Here is a 16205-nt window from a genome sequence, read left to right on the forward strand (position 1 = left end):
CGCCAGACTTGCCCACCCCACCCCGCCGCGCCTATACGCCGCGCCATGACCAGCGAACCCTTCCGCTCGCAACTGGCGGCGCTAGAGAAGCGCGGCCGCCTGCGTCGTCTGATTCCCCGCTCCGGGCGGGACTTCGCCTCCAACGACTATCTCGGCCTCGCATCCGACCCCCTCGTCGCGCAGGCGGTGGCGGACGCCGTGGCGCGGGGGGTGCCCGTCGGTTCGGGCGGATCGCGCCTGCTGCGCGGCAACGCCCCCGAACATGAGGGGCTGGAGGCGAAGGCCGCCGATTTCTTCAAGACCCAGGGCGCGCTGTTCATGGCGAACGGCTTCGCCGCCAATCTCGCCCTATTCTCGACCCTGCCCCAGCGGGGCGACCTGATCGTCGCCGACGAACTGATCCACGCCAGCGTCCATGACGGCATCCGCATGTCGAAGGCGGTGACGGTCTTCGCCCGCCATAACGACGTGCAGAGCTTCGCCGACCTGATCGCCGCCTGGCGGCAGGAGGGGGGCAAGGGCCGCGTCTGGATCGCGGTGGAAACGCTCTATTCCATGGACGGCGACATGGCCCCGCTCAGCGACCTCGCGACGCTGGCGGCCCGGCACGACGCCATGCTGATCCTGGACGAAGCGCATGGCACCGGCGTCTTCGGTCCGTCCGGTCGCGGCCTGTCGGCGGGCCTCGACGGCCTCCACAATGTCGTGACGCTGCACACTTGCGGCAAGGCGATGGGGGTGGAAGGCGCGCTGATCTGCGGTCCGCGCCTGCTGATCGACTATCTGATCAACCGGGCGAGGGCCTTCATCTTCTCCACCGCGCCGTCGCCGCTGATGGCGGTCGCGGTGTCGGCCGCGCTGGACCGGATCGAACAGGCGAGCGACCTGCGCGCCCGGCTCAAGACCCTTCAGGTCGACGCCGCCGAATCGATCTGCGCCCCGCTCGGCCTGCCCGCGCCGCGCAGCCAGATCATCCCGGTCATATTGGGCGAGGACCGCCGCACCATGGCCGCCGCCGCCGCCCTGCAGGATGCGGGCTTCGACGTGCGCGGCATCCGCCCGCCGACCGTGCCGCCGGGCACCAGCCGCCTGCGCATTTCGCTCACCCTGAATGTCGGCCGCGCCGACATCGCCGCGCTGGGCGAAGCCTTGCGCCGGGTGACGGCATGAGCGTCTTCATCGTCACCGGCACCGACACGGACATCGGCAAGACGGTGTTCGCCGCAGGCCTCGCCGGGGCGCTGGGCGCTTATTACTGGAAGCCGGTGCAGGCGGGCGTCGACCCCGAAGGCGACAAGGAAAGGGTGGCCGCTCTTTCCGGCCTTCCCGCCTCGCATATCCTGCCCGAAGCCTATCGCCTGACCACGCCCGCCTCGCCCCATCTGGCGGCGCGGATCGACGGGGTGGAGATTGCGCTCGACCGGCTGGCTCTGCCGAAGGTCGACGGCCCGCTGGTGGTGGAGGGGGCGGGCGGCCTGATGGTCCCGGTCAGCGAGACGCTGCTGATGATCGACCTGTTCGCTTTTTGGGGCGCGCCGGTCATCCTCTGCGCCCGAACCGGGCTGGGCACGATCAACCACAGCCTGCTCAGCATAGAGGCGCTGCGGGCGCGGGGGATCGAAATCGCCGGGATCGCCTTCATCGGTGATCCGCATGAGGAGAATGAGCGGATCATTCCGCTGCTGGGGAAAGTGCCCAGTCTTGGCCGCCTGCCCCATCTCGATCCGCTGGATACGGAGAGTTTGCGGACGGCCTTCGCAACATCGATCCGCCTGCCGGACTAAAGACCCCCGTTCGTTTCGAGCGAAGTCGAGAAACGATATGCGCAGGTTTCTCGACTTCGCTCGAAACGAACGGAGAGTGTGACAACAAAACGCGGGGCGAGGCAAAGCGAAAAGCGCCGATTTTTTCGACCAACGACATGGACATCCCCGCTATCGGACGCTCAATTCCCTGCATCACATAAAGCAAGGGAAAGCTTTGATGAAATATCTCCTTCTCGGCGCAGCGGCAGTTGCGCTGGCCGCCGGCGCGTCGGTCGCTCAAACGGACCCGGCGGCCAAGCCGACCTACGGCAGCTATGGCTTCGACACCGCAGGCATGGACAAGTCGGTCAAGCCCGGCGACGATTTCTACGATCATGCCAACGGCGCCTGGGCGAAGAACACCCCGATCCCCGCCGACAAGTCCAATTACGGCGCCTTCAACACGCTGGACGACCTGTCCCGCGAACGGACCAAGGCCATTCTCGACGCCGCGCAGGCCGACCCGAACAGCAAGATCGGCAATGCTTATGCCAGCTATCTCGACGCCGCCACGGTGGAGAAAAAGGGCCTGACCCCCGCCAAACCCTGGCTCGCGAAGATCAAGGCGGTGAAAGACAAGGCCGCCTACGCCAAACTCGCCGCCGAAGCCGCCCGCGCAGGCATTGACGGCCCCTTCGGCTTCTACGTCAATCAGGACGACAAAGACCCGGAAACCTACATCCTGGTCCTGCACCAGTCGGGCCTGGGCCTGCCCGACCGCGATTTCTACCTGGAACCGGACGCCAAGATGGCGGCGATCCGCACCGCCTATGTCGCGCATCTGGAAAAGATGCTGACCCTGGCCGGAGAAGCCGATGCCAAGGCCCGCGCCGCCGCGCTGATGGCGTTCGAGACGGAAGTCGCCAAGGTCCACTGGACCCAGGTCGACAGCCGCGACGCCGACAAGACCTATAACAAGATGACGCTGGCCGACCTGCAAAAGGCCGCGCCCGGCTTCGACTTCGCGACCTATTTCGCCGCCAACAAACTCGCGCCCAGGGACTTGCTGGTGTCGCAGCCCAGCGCCGTCACCGGAGAAGCCGCGCTGATCGCCAAGGCCCCGATCGGCGTCCTCAAGGACGCGCTGCTGCTGCGCACGCTGCACGGCTTTGCCGACACCCTGCCCGACGCCATCGCGAACGAGAATTTCGCCTTCTACGGCACCACCCTGTCCGGCACGCCGGAACGCGAAGCCCGCTGGAAACGCGCCGTGGACTTCCTCAAATCCTCCATGGGGGAGGAAGTCGGCAAGGTCTATGTCGCCAAATATTTCCCGCCCGAAACCAAGGCGGCGATGGACCAGCTCGTCAAAAATGTGATCGCCGCCATGGGCCGCCGCATCGACGGTCTCAGCTGGATGAGCGACCCGGCCAAGGCCCGCGCCCACAAGAAGCTGGCCGCCTTCACGCCCAAGATCGGCTATCCCGACAAGTGGCGCGACTATACCGGCCTGACGATGAAGCGCGACGACCTGTTCGGCAATGCGCTGCGCTCCAACCAGTTTGAATTCGACTATCAGATGGGCAAGCTCGGCAAGCCGATCTACCGCTGGGAATGGGGCATGACCCCGATGGAGATCAACGCCTACGCCAATTTCGGCATGGTGGAGATCGTCTTCCCCGCCGCGATTCTGCAGCCGCCCTTCTTCGATCCCCATGCCGATCCGGCGGTCAATTATGGCGGCATCGGCGCGGTGATCGGCCATGAACTGAGCCATCATTTCGACGATCAGGGCGCGAAATATGACGAGACAGGCAAGCTCAACCAGTGGTGGAGCGACCGGGACGTCGCCAATTTCAAGGCGCTGACCGACAAGCTGGTCAAGCAATATGACGCCTATGAACCCTTCCCCGGCGCGCATGTGAAGGGCGCCTTCACCCTGGGCGAGAATATCGGCGACCTGGCGGGCGTCGCGGTGGCGCTCGACGCCTATCATGCCTCGCTGGGCGGCAGGCCCGCGCCTGTGATCGACGGCACGACCGGCGACGAACGCTTCTTCCTGGGCTGGGCGCAGGTATGGCGGCGCAATTATCGCGAACCCAATCTGCGCCAGCGACTCGTCACCGATCCGCATTCCCCGTCGCAATATCGCGCCGACACCGTGCGGAATTTCGACCAATGGTATTCGGCCTTCAAGCCGGAGGCAGGCGGTAAAATCTATCTTGCGCCGCAAGACAGGGTGAAGATCTGGTAAGAATCGAAAGGGGCCGGATCGGTGCGAATCCGGCCCCTTTTTAGTTCCGCTAAAGCAATGATTTTCCGCAACGGCGAAACGTTTTGGTCATGCGATCAACTGCATTTTCCTTGTTGACCGTCTCTTAAATGCAACATTTTATCGGATCGCTCTTTTATCCCTACAACCTCTTCCACAGCTTGGCGTTCAAACCATGGTTAAGTTTGAGGAGAAGAAATTTGTCGGGTTTGAATAACATCCTTCTGAAAGCCGGTGCCGCAACGATCGCGCTGGCATCCGCCGCCCCGGTCCTTGCGCAGGATGCTGCCGCGCCCGCCGCGCCTGCGCAATCCACTCCTGCCGCCCCGGCTGCTGGCGCCAGCAATTTCTCGGACGCCGACATCAAGCAGTTCGCCGCTGCCGCCGTCGAGGTGACGAAGATCCAGCAGGACAGCAGCATCGCCGCCGCCGACAAGCAGCCCAAGATGCTCGCGGCGCTCCAGGCGTCGGGCATCCCGCCGGAAAAATTCAACCAGATCGGTCAGGCCGCAGCGGCTGATCCGGCGCTCCAACAGAAGATTCAGGCGGCCGCGCCAACCTCGGTCGCCCCCGCAGCTCCGGCTGCGGGCGCTGCCCCGGCCACTCCGGCAACCCCGCCCGCACGATAAGCACCCAAATTACTCCCTACGCGAAGCGTGGGGAGGGTCGAAGAGAGGCACGTGACTCTCTTCGACGCCGCTGAAAGCGGTGGTGGAGGGGAAATTCGGAGGTCATGCCCCATTCCCCTCCACCAGCCTTCGGCTGGTCCCCCTCCCCATCTATCGATGGGGAGGAATAGGACAGTCCGCATCCCCTAACGAATTCCAAATAACCTCGCCGATCTCAGCAATTTCCCGTCAGATGTTCCATCAGAGGGCAAATCCCTCTAGGCAACGGCCATGACCTCCCCTGTCTGGCACCCTTTCTTCCAGCATGGCCTGAACGAGCCGATCCCCCACGTCGAACGGGCGGAGGGGGCCTTGCTGCATCTGGCCGACGGCGGCACGCTCATAGACTGCATCGCCAGTTGGTGGGTGACGACCCACGGCCATTGCCATCCCCGGATCGCGGCGGCTATCGCCGATCAGGCGGGCAAGCTGGATCAGCTCATCTTCGCAGGCTACACCCACGGCCCTGCGGAGGAAGTGGCACAAGGGCTTGTCGACCTCGCCCCCCGCGCGCCGAGCCGCGACCCGCTCGCCCATGTCTTCTTCTCCGACAGCGGCTCCACGGCGGTGGAGGTCGCGCTCAAAATGGCGCTCGGCTATTGGCATAATCGCGCATTGGACGGCCTGTCCGAACCGCGCCACCGCATCCTCGTCCTCCAGCACGGCTATCATGGCGACACCATCGGCACGATGTCGGTGGGCGAGCGCGGCGTCTATAACGCCGCCTGGTCGCCCCTTCTGTTCGACGTCGACACCATCCCCTTCCCCCATGAAGGCCAGGAGCAGGCCACCCTCGACGCACTGGAGGCGGCTTGCGCGCAAAAGCCCGCCGCCTTCATCGTCGAACCGCTGATCCTGGGGGCGGGGGGGATGCTGATCTATCCCGCATCCGTCCTGCGGGAGATGGCGGCGATCTGCGCCCGCCACGACGTCCTCTTCATCGCGGACGAGGTGATGACCGGCTGGGGCCGCACCGGCACTCTCTTCGCCTGCGAACAGGCGGGCGTCGTTCCGGACATCATGGCGGTGGCGAAGGGCATCACCGGCGGCGCCATCCCGCTCGCAGCGACGCTCGCCAGCCCACGCATCTTCGAAGCGCACAGGTCGACCGACCGCGCCCGCCTCTTCTACCATTCGAGCAGCTACACCGCGAACGCCATCGCCTGCGCCGCCGCCGCCGCCAACCTCGCCATCTGGCGGGAGGAGGATGTGCTGGGCCGCATCGCGTCTCTCGGCCAGGGCATGGCGGAGCGACTCGAAAGGCTGGCAGAACATCCCGCCTTCTCAAACCCCCGCCAACTGGGCGTGATAGCGGCCATCGACCTGATTGCGCCCGACGCCGGTTATCTTTCCGACCTCGCCCCGCGCCTGCGCGCCTTCGCCGAACAACAGGGCCTCTTGCTCCGCCCGCTCGGCAACACCATCTACCTGATGCCGCCCTATTGCCTCGACGCGGATCAACTCGATCATGTCTTCGCGGTGCTCCAAAAAGCCGGTGATGCATTCGGCGCGTCAGCCTGACTTTCTTTTTCGGCATTTTGGCGCTATGGCGGCGCGATTTTTCGGTTTCCCAGGATATTATGGCAAAAGAAGAACTGCTTGAAATGCGCGGACAGGTTGTGGAGCTTCTCCCCAACGCCATGTTCCGCGTGCGGCTTGAAAATGATCACGAGATCCTCGGCCACACCGCCGGCAAGATGCGCAAGAACCGCATCCGCGTGCTGGTGGGCGACGAAGTGCTGGTCGAACTCACCCCCTACGACCTGACCAAGGGTCGGATCACCTACCGCTTCAAATAAGCCGCTTCACGCATGCGGCTCATCCTTGCCTCGGCTTCTCCCAGACGGTGTGAACTTCTGGGTCAGATCGGCGCGTCTCCGGACGCGGTGGACCCGGCTGACCTCGACGAAACGCCGCTGAAGGGCGAACTTCCCGCCGCCTACGCCGTCCGCGTCGCCGCCGAAAAGGGTGCGCTGGTGGCGGCTCGCCATCCCGGCGCGCTGATCCTCTCCGGCGACACCGTGGTCGCGGCGGGCCGCCGCATCCTGCCCAAGACGGAAAGCGAAGCCGAGGCGCGCCAATGCCTCCAACTCCTCTCCGGCCGCCGCCACCGCGTCCTGAGCGCGATCACCCTGATCGATGCGGGGGGCAGGGCGCGCCACCGCCTCTCGACCAACATCGTGACCTTCAAACGCCTCGATCCCGCTGAAATCGACGCCTATATCGCGTCGCGGGAATGGCACGGCAAGGCAGGCGGCTATGCGATACAGGGCCGCGCCGCAGGCCTCATCCGCGCCATCCAGGGCAGCCACAGCGCGATCATGGGCCTACCCCTTTACGAAACCCGCGCGCTGCTGAAGGCAGCGGGCTATCCACTGGACTGACCAAACATGGCTGAATGGCTCTACGAAGAAGGCATTGGCGAAGCCCGCGCCGCGCTGATCGAAAAGGGCCGCCTGGTCGAAGCGCAGATCGAACGGGAAAGCGACGCCGCCCGCGCAGGCGCGGTCATCCAGGGCAAGTTGGTCCGCACCGTCATCCCCAAGAAGCGCGGCATTGCCCGCCTGATCTCCGGCGAGGAAGTGCTGGTCGAACCCATTCCGCCGAAGATCGCGGAGGGCGCAACCGTCCTGCTCGAAATCCTGCGCGAAGCCATCCCGGAGGAAGGCCGAGCCAAACTCGCCAAGGCCCGCATCGCCCAGCCCGGCTCGAAGGCGCATCCTGCCCCAAGCCTGCTCCAGCGCCTGCGCGCCACCGGCCTGCCCATCGTCCCCTGCCCCGCGCATGAGGAAGACCGCCTCGAAGCCCATGGCTGGAGCGAGTTGATGGAAGAGGCGATCTCCGGCGACATCGGCACGGAGGAAGCGGCCCTGCGCATCTTCCCCACGCCCGCGATGATCCTGATCGACGTCGACGGTTCCATGCCGCCCGCCAAGCTCGGCCCCAAGGGCGCGAAACTGGCCGCCCAGGCGATCCGCCGCTTAGGGCTAACCGGCTCCATCGGCATCGACCTGCCGACGATGAACAACAAGGACGAACGCGCCGTCGCTTCCGCCCAGATCGACAAATATCTGCCGCTCCCCTTCGAACGCACGGCGGTCAACGGCTTCGGCTTCATCCAGATCATCCGCCGCCGGGAACGCATGAACCTCATGGAACTGCTCCGCGCCGATCCGGTCGAGACGGCGGCGCTCGCCCTGCTGCGCCGCGCCGAACGCCACGGCAATGGCGGCCCCGCGACGATCACCGCCGCCCCCGCGATCATCGACCGCCTGCACAAGGCGACCGACTGGATCGAACAACTCGCCAAACGTCGCGGCGGCGCGATCGGGTTGAAGGCGGACGCGGCGCTGACCATATCGGCGGGCCATGTCGCCTAAAGCCTCCTCCTGCCCGATCTGCGGCCAGCCTTCGCATCCCGAAACCCGCCCTTTCTGCGGAAAGGCCTGCCGCGACCGCGACCTGCTGCAATGGCTGGGCGACGGCTATCGCGTCCCCGGCGCGCCCGCTTCGGACGAGATGAAAAAAAGTGGCGACGATGGGGTAGACAGCACCCCGGCCTGATGCCTATAGGCACGCCTCACCAAGCGACCGGTGGTCCTCACCGGCCTCGTGCCCGGGTAGCTCAGTTGGTAGAGCATGCGACTGAAAATCGCAGTGTCGGCGGTTCGACTCCGTCCCCGGGCACCATTTCCCTTGATTTTCCTGTCCTTAGCCGTCCGGAACTGACGGTACTTTTTGGCGGTTTTGCGGTATCTCGTCCAGCCCCGTCCGGGCCTGTACCTTGCGACCCGGTTGCTTGAACGGTAGTTTTCTCGGCATCAGGACCGGGAAATTATCGTCATGCTCACCGATGCCGCCATCCGCCGAATCGCCCTTCGCGACAAGCCCTTCAAGGTCGCGGACATGCATGGACTTTATCTGCTCGTGAACCCGAACGGCGCTCGCTACTGGCGCTGGAATTTCTCGCATCGCGGTAAGCGGCAGACCTTGTCGCTTGGCGTCTATCCAGAGGTCTCCCTCAAGGAGGCGCGAGAGAAGCGCACGGAGGCGAACAAGTTGCTCGACCGGGGTACGAACCCCTCGACCCACAAAAAGCTTCAACGCGCCCTCGCACTAAGCGGCGGGGACAGTTTCGGCGCCGTCGCGCAGGAATGGCTCACCAAGATCGAAGCTGAGGGGCGTTCCGCCGCGACGATGGAGAAGATGCGCTGGCTCCTGCGCTACGCCGAGCCGATCATTGGAGACAGGCCCATTGGCGAACTGACCGCCCCGGAGATCCTTGCTGTCCTGCGCACGGTCGAGGTGAAGGGGCGATATGAGTCAGCGAGGCGGCTGAGAACCACATGCGGCAGCATCTTCCGCTATGCCATTGCCACGGGTCGGGCGCGGCGCGACGTCACTGTCGATCTCCAGGGAGCGCTCATCACGCCCAAGGTCACCCATCGGGCAGCGATCACCGACCCCGGCGGGGTTGGGGAGCTGTTGCGCGCCATATGGGGTTATGAAGGCCAGCCGGCCGTGGAGATTGCCCTCAAGGTCGGCATCCACACCTTCGTTCGGCCCGGAGAGCTGCGCCATGCAGAATGGTCAGAGTTTGATCCCGATCTGGCGATCTGGACGATCCCGGGCGAGAAAATGAAGATGGGCCGCGAGCATCGCGTTCCACTATCCACACAGGTCATAGATTTGCTGGAAGTGCTCTACCCGGTCACCGGCCACTCGAAATATCTGTTCCCCAGTATTCGCGATCCCCGACGCCCGATGTCCGAGAATACCGTCAACGCCGCTTTGCGACGCCTGGGATATGACAAGACGCAGGTGACCGGGCACGGCTTTCGCGCCACGGCCAGCACGCTGCTCAATGAGAGCCGCAAATGGCACCCGGACGCGATCGAGCGGCAGTTGGCGCATGTCGAAAGCAATGACGTGCGGCGGGCCTATCTGCGCGGCGAGCACTGGAACGAACGCGTCAAGATGATGCAATATTGGAGCGACTATCTCGACCAGCTTCGGGCCACCGAGAAGGTGATCAAGGGGAGGTTTGGCCGGCGCTGAGGGGTAAGGGAGCGATGGCTTATGCGATTCAGCGCATAACCGGCGTTTATGCAAAATAGAGCATAAGGCAGCGGGGGGATATTGCCATTTGGCAGTTATTTATATATATCATGCCATATGGAGACGCTTTATGGCCATGTTGCAACCCATTGAGACAATCCCGGCCCCGTTTCGGCTGGAACCGCTCACCCAGGAAGAGGGTGGCGCGATGTTTCGTGCAGCACTCAACCTCTTCGCCAAATGGGGGGTGACGGACGAGCAGGCTGCCGTCCTGACCGATATGCCGGTGCGCAGCTTCCGTCGCTGGAAGGCGGAAGGGCCGGGCCGCATCTCCCGCGACGGGCTTGCCAGGCTCTCTAACCTCATGGGCATCCATAAGGCGCTGCGCCTCATCTTTCAGGAGTCTCAACGGGGCTATGACTGGATCAAAGCACCCAATGCGGCCTTCCAGGGAACGAGTGCACTGGCAGTCATGCTAGGTGGCGAACTGACCGACATCATGCGGGTGCGGCGCTATCTCGACGCGGAACGGGGCGGCTGGTGACGGGAGTTGCGGCGCCGCCGGTCAACAGGGTCGAATGGGAGGGCGCGGTCAGGATCATCCGCAGCATCTATCCTCCCATCGATGTGTTCGAGAACATTGCAGACCCTGCCGACTGGCCTCTCCTTATTTCGGCTGAGCAGAAGACGAACCCCCGGATCATGACGTCCGTCGGCAACCTCGATCTTGTCCCACCCGAGCGGCGGGTCGGCGGCACCGGGGCATCCTATCTGATGGCACCGTTCACCCATTTTAGCCCTGACCGGCCGAGTCGCTTCTCGGGCGGAAGCTATGGCGTTCTCTATGTCGCGCGAAGCTATGAAACCGCGCTTTTCGAGACGATTCATCATCATGCGCGCTTCATGGCCCGGACGGCCGAGCGGTCGGGGTGGACGTCGCAATTCCGGGAGATCGTCCTGAAGGTGGATGCTATGTTGCATGATCTCAGAGGAGCCGACGAGGCGTTTATGTCGTGTCTCGATCCCGACAGCTATGGAGCGGCGCAAAAACTGGCCGCCAGCCTTCACGGGGCAGGCTCGGACGGGCTAGCCTACCCAAGCGTCCGGCAGGCCGGCGGCGATTGCGTCGCGCTTTTCTATCCGGATTGTGCTTCTAATCCAGTTCAGGGCAGACATCTCGACTATCATTGGGACGGAAGGCGGGTGGATCTGGTTCGGGACGGTGGCAGCGGCGCGGTCTTCAGGGTGGTGGAGGGCTCATGACGGGAGGCTCTCGCAGATGAATAGCCCTGTGACCGATAGACATAAGCAAGCCGCTGAATTTCTGAGCAAGCATGCGGACTATCGCGTGCAGCGTCGCCTTGTCCCTGTAGCTCATTTTCATGTGGCAGATACGAAGACCTCTTCCCGGATAGGCGTTGTGATCGACGTGGAGACAACCGGGCTCGATCGCGATACCGATCGCATCATCGAACTCGCTGTGCAGCGGTTCCGGTTCGATGATCGTGGTCGGATTGTACAGGTTGGATTGCCACGGGTTTGGCGTGAAGATCCCGGCATTCCGATCGATCCAAAGATCACCAAACTTACCGGCCTTGCAGTAGACGACATCGCTGGACAGGCGTCTGCCAACGATAGCCGGCAAGCCTTGGGTATGCTCGATGGCCGAGCTGGATTGGCTCGAACTTGGGTTCGAGGGGCGGGGCCTCGCGTACCTCGTTGCGCAATGCGGATGGTTCTATGAGGGACACAGGGCCGAAAATGACATTCTTGCGCTGCTCTATCTGCTTTCGCACGGCTTGCCGGATGGGGAGACGATCCTGGCAAAGCTTATCGCCTGTTCGGAACGGCCAACATATCGCGTGAACGCCGTCGACGCACCGTTCGACGCCAAGGATCTGCTGAAATCGCGCGGATACCGTTGGGATGCCGTGCTACGCTTCTGGTGGAAGTATGTTGGGGAAGAAGGCCGGGATGCGGAACGCGCATGGCTGCTGAACGACGTTTATGGAGGGTATGGTGAGCCTGCGTTTCTGCCTGTTACTGCCTGCGATAGACATCGCTGATCGCGGCGCCATCCAAGCCTCTCTAGTGGGAAATGGGCTAAAGTAGCGGGTTTAAGATTTAAGAAGATTGCCTGACGCACTTGCTTCGCTTTGGTGCCACCTTTACCGAACGTTGGGCCACGATGGTACGCATAAAAAGGGCAGCGATGCGCATGACCGATACCGGTCTAAGTAAATATGGCGAACTTAGCCGCGAGCAGCTTATAGCCTTGCTCGAGAAGCGCGACCGGACAAAAAAACTTGGCCTCGTTTGGGAGCGCCACGAGATCGAAGTCGATGCAACGCTTGCCTCAGAATTCGTCGCGGCAGATCTCGTTACTCCACTCAGTGATCCGCAGAATCGCAGTTCGGGGTGGCCGAATCTCGTGATTGAAGGTGACAATTTTGATGCGCTGCGGTGGTTGCGCATGACGATGCGAGGCCGCGTAAAGTGCATCTATATCGATCCGCCTTACAACACGGGCGCTAAGGACTGGGTCTATAATGACCATTATATTAAGAAAGAGGACCGCTGGCGCCACTCCACCTGGCTCGAATTTTTGTATCGGCGTCTTGACCTAGCACGCGATCTCCTGACCAGCGACGGGGTCTTGCTAGTTTCAATCAACGACGAGAATCGTGCGCGCCTCGAACTTCTGCTCGACGAGGTTATGCCTGGCATGCGCAAGGGCTCACTCGTTTGGCGGACGCGGGTTGGAGGAAACGAAGGCGGTGAAGCTTTTCTTTCTGACAATCACGAGCATATCCTTGTCTATGGTGCCTCCGATTTTCGTTTCGGTGGCACCGAAAAGTCGCTTGAGATGTACAAATACACCGACGCTAATGGCGAGAAATATCGCATCAGCGACATGACGGTGGCCGTCGCCTACAACGACAAGCGCGCAGGCCAAGCTTATTATCCGCTGCGCGACCCCACGTCCGACATCTATTATCCGGCTAATCCAGACCGCGTCTGGTCCTATGCGAGTCGTGAGCGTTCGGGGGCGAGTGCGCGGATCAAGACGAAGTTCATCGAAGACTGGGTCGCGGATGGACGGGTAGCGTTCCCTGAAAATCCAAAGACAGTGCGATACGAGACGCGGGAGGCACTGATTGCCGCTGTACGCGCTGGTGAGGCGCCACCATTCATCCGGGAAGACCTTCCTGAGTTTGATGCATGGGTGGGACGAACGATTGGCTTCGGTTCGCCTGGCTTCAAACGCTACATTAAGGATTTGAAGAGCGCGACCCAACCGCTCTCGTCCTGGATCACGCCGCGCTCTGAAAAAGATACGATTGGCGATGACGAGAATGCAATTTTGGCCGGAACGACCGACGAGGGTGCGAAAACAATTAAGGCGATTTTCGGCGAAAAGGCGTTCAACTATGCCAAACCACCGAGCCTGATCAAAGGCCTACTTGCCCAATGCACTGGGCCAGGAGACGTTATCCTTGATTTCTTCGCGGGCAGCGCGACAACGGCGCAGGCAGTCATGGAACTCAACGCAGAGGATCAAGGCAGCCGTCGCTTCGTCATGGTGTCATCGACCGAACGAACAGAGCAGGTTCCGACCCGCAACATCGCCGAACAGGTCACGGCGGAACGCATCCGACGTTTGAACGCAGCTGACGATAAAACTCTCAAACCACTCTATGCCCCGTTCGCATATCTGCGGCTTGCCACCATGCGATACGAAGATATCGACTATGATTTTAGCGATGCGCAAGCTTGGACGGCTTTGGAGGTTCTTCACGAGCTTCCTACAACGCCGTGGCGTGGGGACGCATGGCAGATGCACGAGGAAGGCGACGAAATATTGGTGATGGTCCGAAGTCCCAGTCCTGCGCTTTTCGAAGCGATTGCTGCCCACACGGCACTTCGTCACAATGTTTTCGTTTATAGCTGGGCGCCAGGAGGCCTCGCCGCTAGTTGGGAAGGCGTCGACCTCGAGTTGCGGTCAATTGGTGAAACCTTGCTCGCGAACTACCGCCGATGACCGCAGACAATTCGCCCCTCGTCTCGCTCGCTGGGTATCAGCGCGATGCGGTAACTGCGATCGTCGAGTCGGTCGCGACGACTGCCGAATATCAAACGGTCTATCCGGAAAAGCGTCAGGAAATAGCGCGTCGGATCGGCGCCGTCCTACTTGAGGCGCCTACTGGTTCGGGTAAGACCCTGATACTCGGGCGAGGGCTCGAAGCATTGCGCGGAAAAATGGATGGTCGGTGCGTCTGGTTCTGGTTTGCACCATTTAGCGGACTTATTACGCAAACTCGCGAGGCACTCGCGCAGCAGTGCCCGGGGGTTCGGCTGCGCGATATCACCCGCGACCGCAGTGCAGCCATTGCGGCTGATGGTGACGTCTTTTTGCAGACTTGGGCACTGGTCGCAACGAATCGTACCGAAGGTCGGCGCGTCCGCACCGCTGGGGAAGATGGCGCGTCCCTAGACGAGATGCTTGCCGATCTTCGAGCGGAGGGGTTCCGCATTGGGGTGGTCATTGACGAAGCGCACCTCAATTTTGGAGCAAACGCTCAGGCCGCTGCCAATTTTTATCTCAATGTTCTGAAACCAGATTTTACCCTCCTTGCGACGGCAACGCCCAACGACGCGAAACTCGAAGAGTTTGAAACGCTCGCTGGTGTTACAGTTGAGAATCGTATTATCATTTCCCGCCAGCAGGCGGTGGACGCCGGCCTAAACAAATTTGGACTGATGCTTGGCCTTATCCGTCTCGAAGGTCAGGACGCGGCTCTAATTGATACCGAACAAGCCGCGCTCACAGTGGCATGGCGAAAGCACGTCGAAATCCGCGAACGCCTCACCGAGCGGCAGATAGAAGTCACGCCACTCATGCTTGTGCAGGTCGAGGACCAGAGTCTAGGCAGTACCGATCCGATTGCGCGCGTGAAGGCAAAGCTGCTCGAGATCGGCGTCGTTGAAAGCATGATCGCGGTTCACACGAGCGGGGAACCCGATCCCGACTTCCACAGCCTTGCTTTCGATCCATCCAAAGAAGTTTTGATCTTCAAGGTTGCGGCGGCAACTGGCTTCGATGCTCCACGCGCTTGGACGCTGGTGTCAGTGCGTCCAACTCGTGGGACCCAATTCGGTTTGCAGGTCGTCGGCCGCATCATGCGTGTCCACAAGGCGGTTCGGCCAATTCATGGTGACGACAGGTTGCTTGACCGTGGTTATGTCTTTCTGACTGACCCCAACATTCAAGCAGGTCTTGATGCTGCGGCCGAGGAGCTCCGCGCCGTCCGCACCTCTATTTCATCGGTCGCTGATGAATTGCAGGTTCTCGAGTTTACAAGCGCACCCGCCTCTGCTCTTGGTGCCCACCGATCGTCATTGCCCCATGCGCCGACGCCACCGAAGGACAATATCGAACGTCAGTTGCGCCTCGAGAGCCTCATATCGAGCGGGCTCATCGACGAAGCAGTGCGTGCTGCGCCGACGGATGAACAAGATCGCATACTGATCCAGGCCGAATATCTCCGTACCCTCTCATCGACTCCGTTGTTCGGTGAGGAGCTGCCTGAGCAGGCAGCCCGCCCGCCCATGCTACCTACGGGTGCGGGGCGAACTTACCAGCTCCGCCGTGAGCGCGGTATCCCGGAGCGACTCCGGCGCGAACGTTTGCCAGCGATTGAAGAACTTGATGGCCGCGTCGTTCAAGCGGCCGCGCGTGCTGTGTTCGCGATGGACATTAATCCGAGCGACTACCTAGGTCGCGTTCTCGGTCGTGCCAATGTGTCGCTACGCGACCTGTTCCTCGAGGATCAGGCCGAAGAAACCGTCCGTGTAAGAATGTCTGACACACGAATCGCGCAGGCGGCTCAGCAGAGTTTCGAGTTCAATGAGGCGGTCAGTGCCCGGGCGTTCAAGCAGGCGCTGATGGCAGAATTCATCCGCCGTTGCGATGAACGGGGCATCGACACGAGCGACCCCGTGCCGCTCCGGCGAGCGATCGATTTGTTCGCCCTTTCACGTCCAAGTGCCTTACCTGAGGCACTCAAGCAAGCGGTCTTACCGGTTGTTGAGGATGCAGGGCTGATCCCGCCACTACAGCTGGATGCCAACGCGACCGCCGTTCCGAGCCGACTGGGTGCCTATGATATCTTCCCACCGAACATGAATCGCAACGAACGACGATTTGCGGAGCTTCTTGACGCCGACACGAGTGGCGTCGTCAAATGGTGGCTGCGGCTTCAGGAGAACAGTGATTGGGCTGTGACGATCATGCTGCCGACGGGGCGGCGCTGTTGATTGCCACTGAGAGTTGACCCGGGAAGGGCCGATATTTCCACTGAGAAGTGACCCATGTTGAACTCACCCCTGGCTTTGGCGAGCGAGGGGTCATGGAGTGTTGGACATGGCGTTATTGAGCGTAATCCGGCGCTGGCATTACCG

16 protein-coding genes and 1 tRNA gene are annotated in these 16205 nt (G+C 62.0%); all 17 read left to right on the plus strand.

Features of this window, described 5'->3' with window-relative positions; genetic code table 11:
• Positions 1 to 45: 45 nt before the first annotated feature.
• Entirely contained in the window at positions 46 to 1170 is a 1125-nt protein-coding gene (locus BV95_RS21190) for an 8-amino-7-oxononanoate synthase (RefSeq protein ID WP_037456977.1), read from the plus strand.
• Positions 1167 to 1784, plus strand: a complete 618-nt coding sequence (bioD, locus tag BV95_RS21195; RefSeq protein WP_037456980.1) for a dethiobiotin synthase — start codon at positions 1167 to 1169, stop codon at positions 1782 to 1784. The genes BV95_RS21190 and bioD overlap by 4 nt, the downstream gene beginning before the upstream one ends.
• Positions 1785 to 1983: 199 nt before the next feature.
• A complete protein-coding gene (locus BV95_RS21200) occupies positions 1984 to 3999 on the plus strand; it encodes a M13 family metallopeptidase (protein ID WP_037456983.1) in 2016 nt (671 codons plus the stop codon).
• A gap of 218 nt (positions 4000 to 4217) precedes the next feature.
• On the plus strand, positions 4218 to 4646 hold the full coding sequence (locus tag BV95_RS21205; RefSeq protein ID WP_037456985.1) for a DUF4168 domain-containing protein: 429 nt from the start codon (positions 4218 to 4220) through the stop codon (positions 4644 to 4646).
• A 270-nt stretch (positions 4647 to 4916) separates the two neighbouring features.
• Entirely contained in the window at positions 4917 to 6206 is a 1290-nt protein-coding gene (locus tag BV95_RS21210; RefSeq protein ID WP_037456987.1) for an adenosylmethionine--8-amino-7-oxononanoate transaminase, read from the plus strand.
• 59 nt (positions 6207 to 6265) lie between these two features.
• Positions 6266 to 6484, plus strand: a complete 219-nt coding sequence (infA, locus tag BV95_RS21215; RefSeq protein ID WP_003049127.1) for a translation initiation factor IF-1 — start codon at positions 6266 to 6268, stop codon at positions 6482 to 6484.
• Positions 6485 to 6496: 12 nt separating this feature from the next.
• Positions 6497 to 7069, plus strand: coding sequence for a Maf family protein (locus BV95_RS21220; RefSeq protein WP_037456990.1), 573 nt, complete (start codon positions 6497 to 6499; stop codon positions 7067 to 7069).
• 6 nt (positions 7070 to 7075) lie between these two features.
• Entirely contained in the window at positions 7076 to 8065 is a 990-nt protein-coding gene (locus tag BV95_RS21225) for a hypothetical protein (protein WP_037456992.1), read from the plus strand.
• Complete coding sequence (locus tag BV95_RS21230) at positions 8055 to 8249, plus strand: DNA gyrase inhibitor YacG (protein WP_013848297.1); 195 nt, start codon at positions 8055 to 8057, stop codon at positions 8247 to 8249. The genes BV95_RS21225 and BV95_RS21230 overlap by 11 nt, the downstream gene beginning before the upstream one ends.
• Positions 8250 to 8299: 50 nt before the next feature.
• Positions 8300 to 8375: transfer RNA gene (locus BV95_RS21235), tRNA-Phe, on the plus strand.
• Positions 8376 to 8528: 153 nt separating this feature from the next.
• Positions 8529 to 9743 carry a tyrosine-type recombinase/integrase gene (locus BV95_RS21240; protein ID WP_037456994.1) on the plus strand — a complete coding sequence of 405 codons (1215 nt, stop codon included), beginning with the start codon at positions 8529 to 8531 and terminating at the stop codon, positions 9741 to 9743.
• 130 nt (positions 9744 to 9873) lie between these two features.
• On the plus strand, positions 9874 to 10287 hold the full coding sequence (locus BV95_RS21245; RefSeq protein ID WP_037456997.1) for an MbcA/ParS/Xre antitoxin family protein: 414 nt from the start codon (positions 9874 to 9876) through the stop codon (positions 10285 to 10287).
• Positions 10284 to 11006 (plus strand): RES family NAD+ phosphorylase, encoded by a 723-nt coding sequence (locus BV95_RS21250; protein ID WP_051749931.1) that lies wholly within the window; start codon positions 10284 to 10286, stop codon positions 11004 to 11006. Before BV95_RS21245 ends, BV95_RS21250 begins: the two co-directional genes overlap by 4 nt.
• Before the next feature lie 16 nt (positions 11007 to 11022).
• Positions 11023 to 11487 (plus strand): exonuclease domain-containing protein, encoded by a 465-nt coding sequence (locus BV95_RS24655; RefSeq protein ID WP_234703268.1) that lies wholly within the window; start codon positions 11023 to 11025, stop codon positions 11485 to 11487.
• On the plus strand, positions 11405 to 11809 hold the full coding sequence (locus BV95_RS24660) for an exonuclease (protein ID WP_234703269.1): 405 nt from the start codon (positions 11405 to 11407) through the stop codon (positions 11807 to 11809). Before BV95_RS24655 ends, BV95_RS24660 begins: the two co-directional genes overlap by 83 nt.
• A gap of 152 nt (positions 11810 to 11961) precedes the next feature.
• Entirely contained in the window at positions 11962 to 13785 is a 1824-nt protein-coding gene (locus BV95_RS21260) for a site-specific DNA-methyltransferase (protein WP_162179774.1), read from the plus strand.
• On the plus strand, positions 13782 to 16061 hold the full coding sequence (locus tag BV95_RS21265) for a DEAD/DEAH box helicase (protein WP_037456999.1): 2280 nt from the start codon (positions 13782 to 13784) through the stop codon (positions 16059 to 16061). Before BV95_RS21260 ends, BV95_RS21265 begins: the two co-directional genes overlap by 4 nt.
• The last annotated feature ends 144 nt before the right edge of the window (positions 16062 to 16205 follow it).

Origin of the sequence: Sphingobium chlorophenolicum (assembly GCF_000722875.1) — a bacterium.
GTDB classification, from domain to species: domain Bacteria; phylum Pseudomonadota; class Alphaproteobacteria; order Sphingomonadales; family Sphingomonadaceae; genus Sphingobium; species Sphingobium chlorophenolicum.

Coding starts and splice junctions, on each gene's coding strand:
- BV95_RS21230 (WP_013848297.1), top strand. CDS start 8,055: ATGTCGCCTAAAGCCTCCTCCTGCCCGATCTGCGGCCAGCCTTCGCAT.
- BV95_RS21265 (WP_037456999.1), top strand. CDS start 13,782: ATGACCGCAGACAATTCGCCCCTCGTCTCGCTCGCTGGGTATCAGCGC.
- BV95_RS21200 (WP_037456983.1), top strand. CDS start 1,984: ATGAAATATCTCCTTCTCGGCGCAGCGGCAGTTGCGCTGGCCGCCGGC.
- BV95_RS24655 (WP_234703268.1), top strand. CDS start 11,023: ATGAATAGCCCTGTGACCGATAGACATAAGCAAGCCGCTGAATTTCTG.
- BV95_RS21190 (WP_037456977.1), top strand. CDS start 46: ATGACCAGCGAACCCTTCCGCTCGCAACTGGCGGCGCTAGAGAAGCGC.
- BV95_RS21225 (WP_037456992.1), top strand. CDS start 7,076: ATGGCTGAATGGCTCTACGAAGAAGGCATTGGCGAAGCCCGCGCCGCG.
- BV95_RS24660 (WP_234703269.1), top strand. CDS start 11,405: ATGGCCGAGCTGGATTGGCTCGAACTTGGGTTCGAGGGGCGGGGCCTC.
- BV95_RS21245 (WP_037456997.1), top strand. CDS start 9,874: ATGGCCATGTTGCAACCCATTGAGACAATCCCGGCCCCGTTTCGGCTG.
- BV95_RS21220 (WP_037456990.1), top strand. CDS start 6,497: ATGCGGCTCATCCTTGCCTCGGCTTCTCCCAGACGGTGTGAACTTCTG.
- infA (WP_003049127.1), top strand. CDS start 6,266: ATGGCAAAAGAAGAACTGCTTGAAATGCGCGGACAGGTTGTGGAGCTT.
- BV95_RS21210 (WP_037456987.1), top strand. CDS start 4,917: ATGACCTCCCCTGTCTGGCACCCTTTCTTCCAGCATGGCCTGAACGAG.
- BV95_RS21260 (WP_162179774.1), top strand. CDS start 11,962: ATGACCGATACCGGTCTAAGTAAATATGGCGAACTTAGCCGCGAGCAG.
- BV95_RS21240 (WP_037456994.1), top strand. CDS start 8,529: ATGCTCACCGATGCCGCCATCCGCCGAATCGCCCTTCGCGACAAGCCC.
- bioD (WP_037456980.1), top strand. CDS start 1,167: ATGAGCGTCTTCATCGTCACCGGCACCGACACGGACATCGGCAAGACG.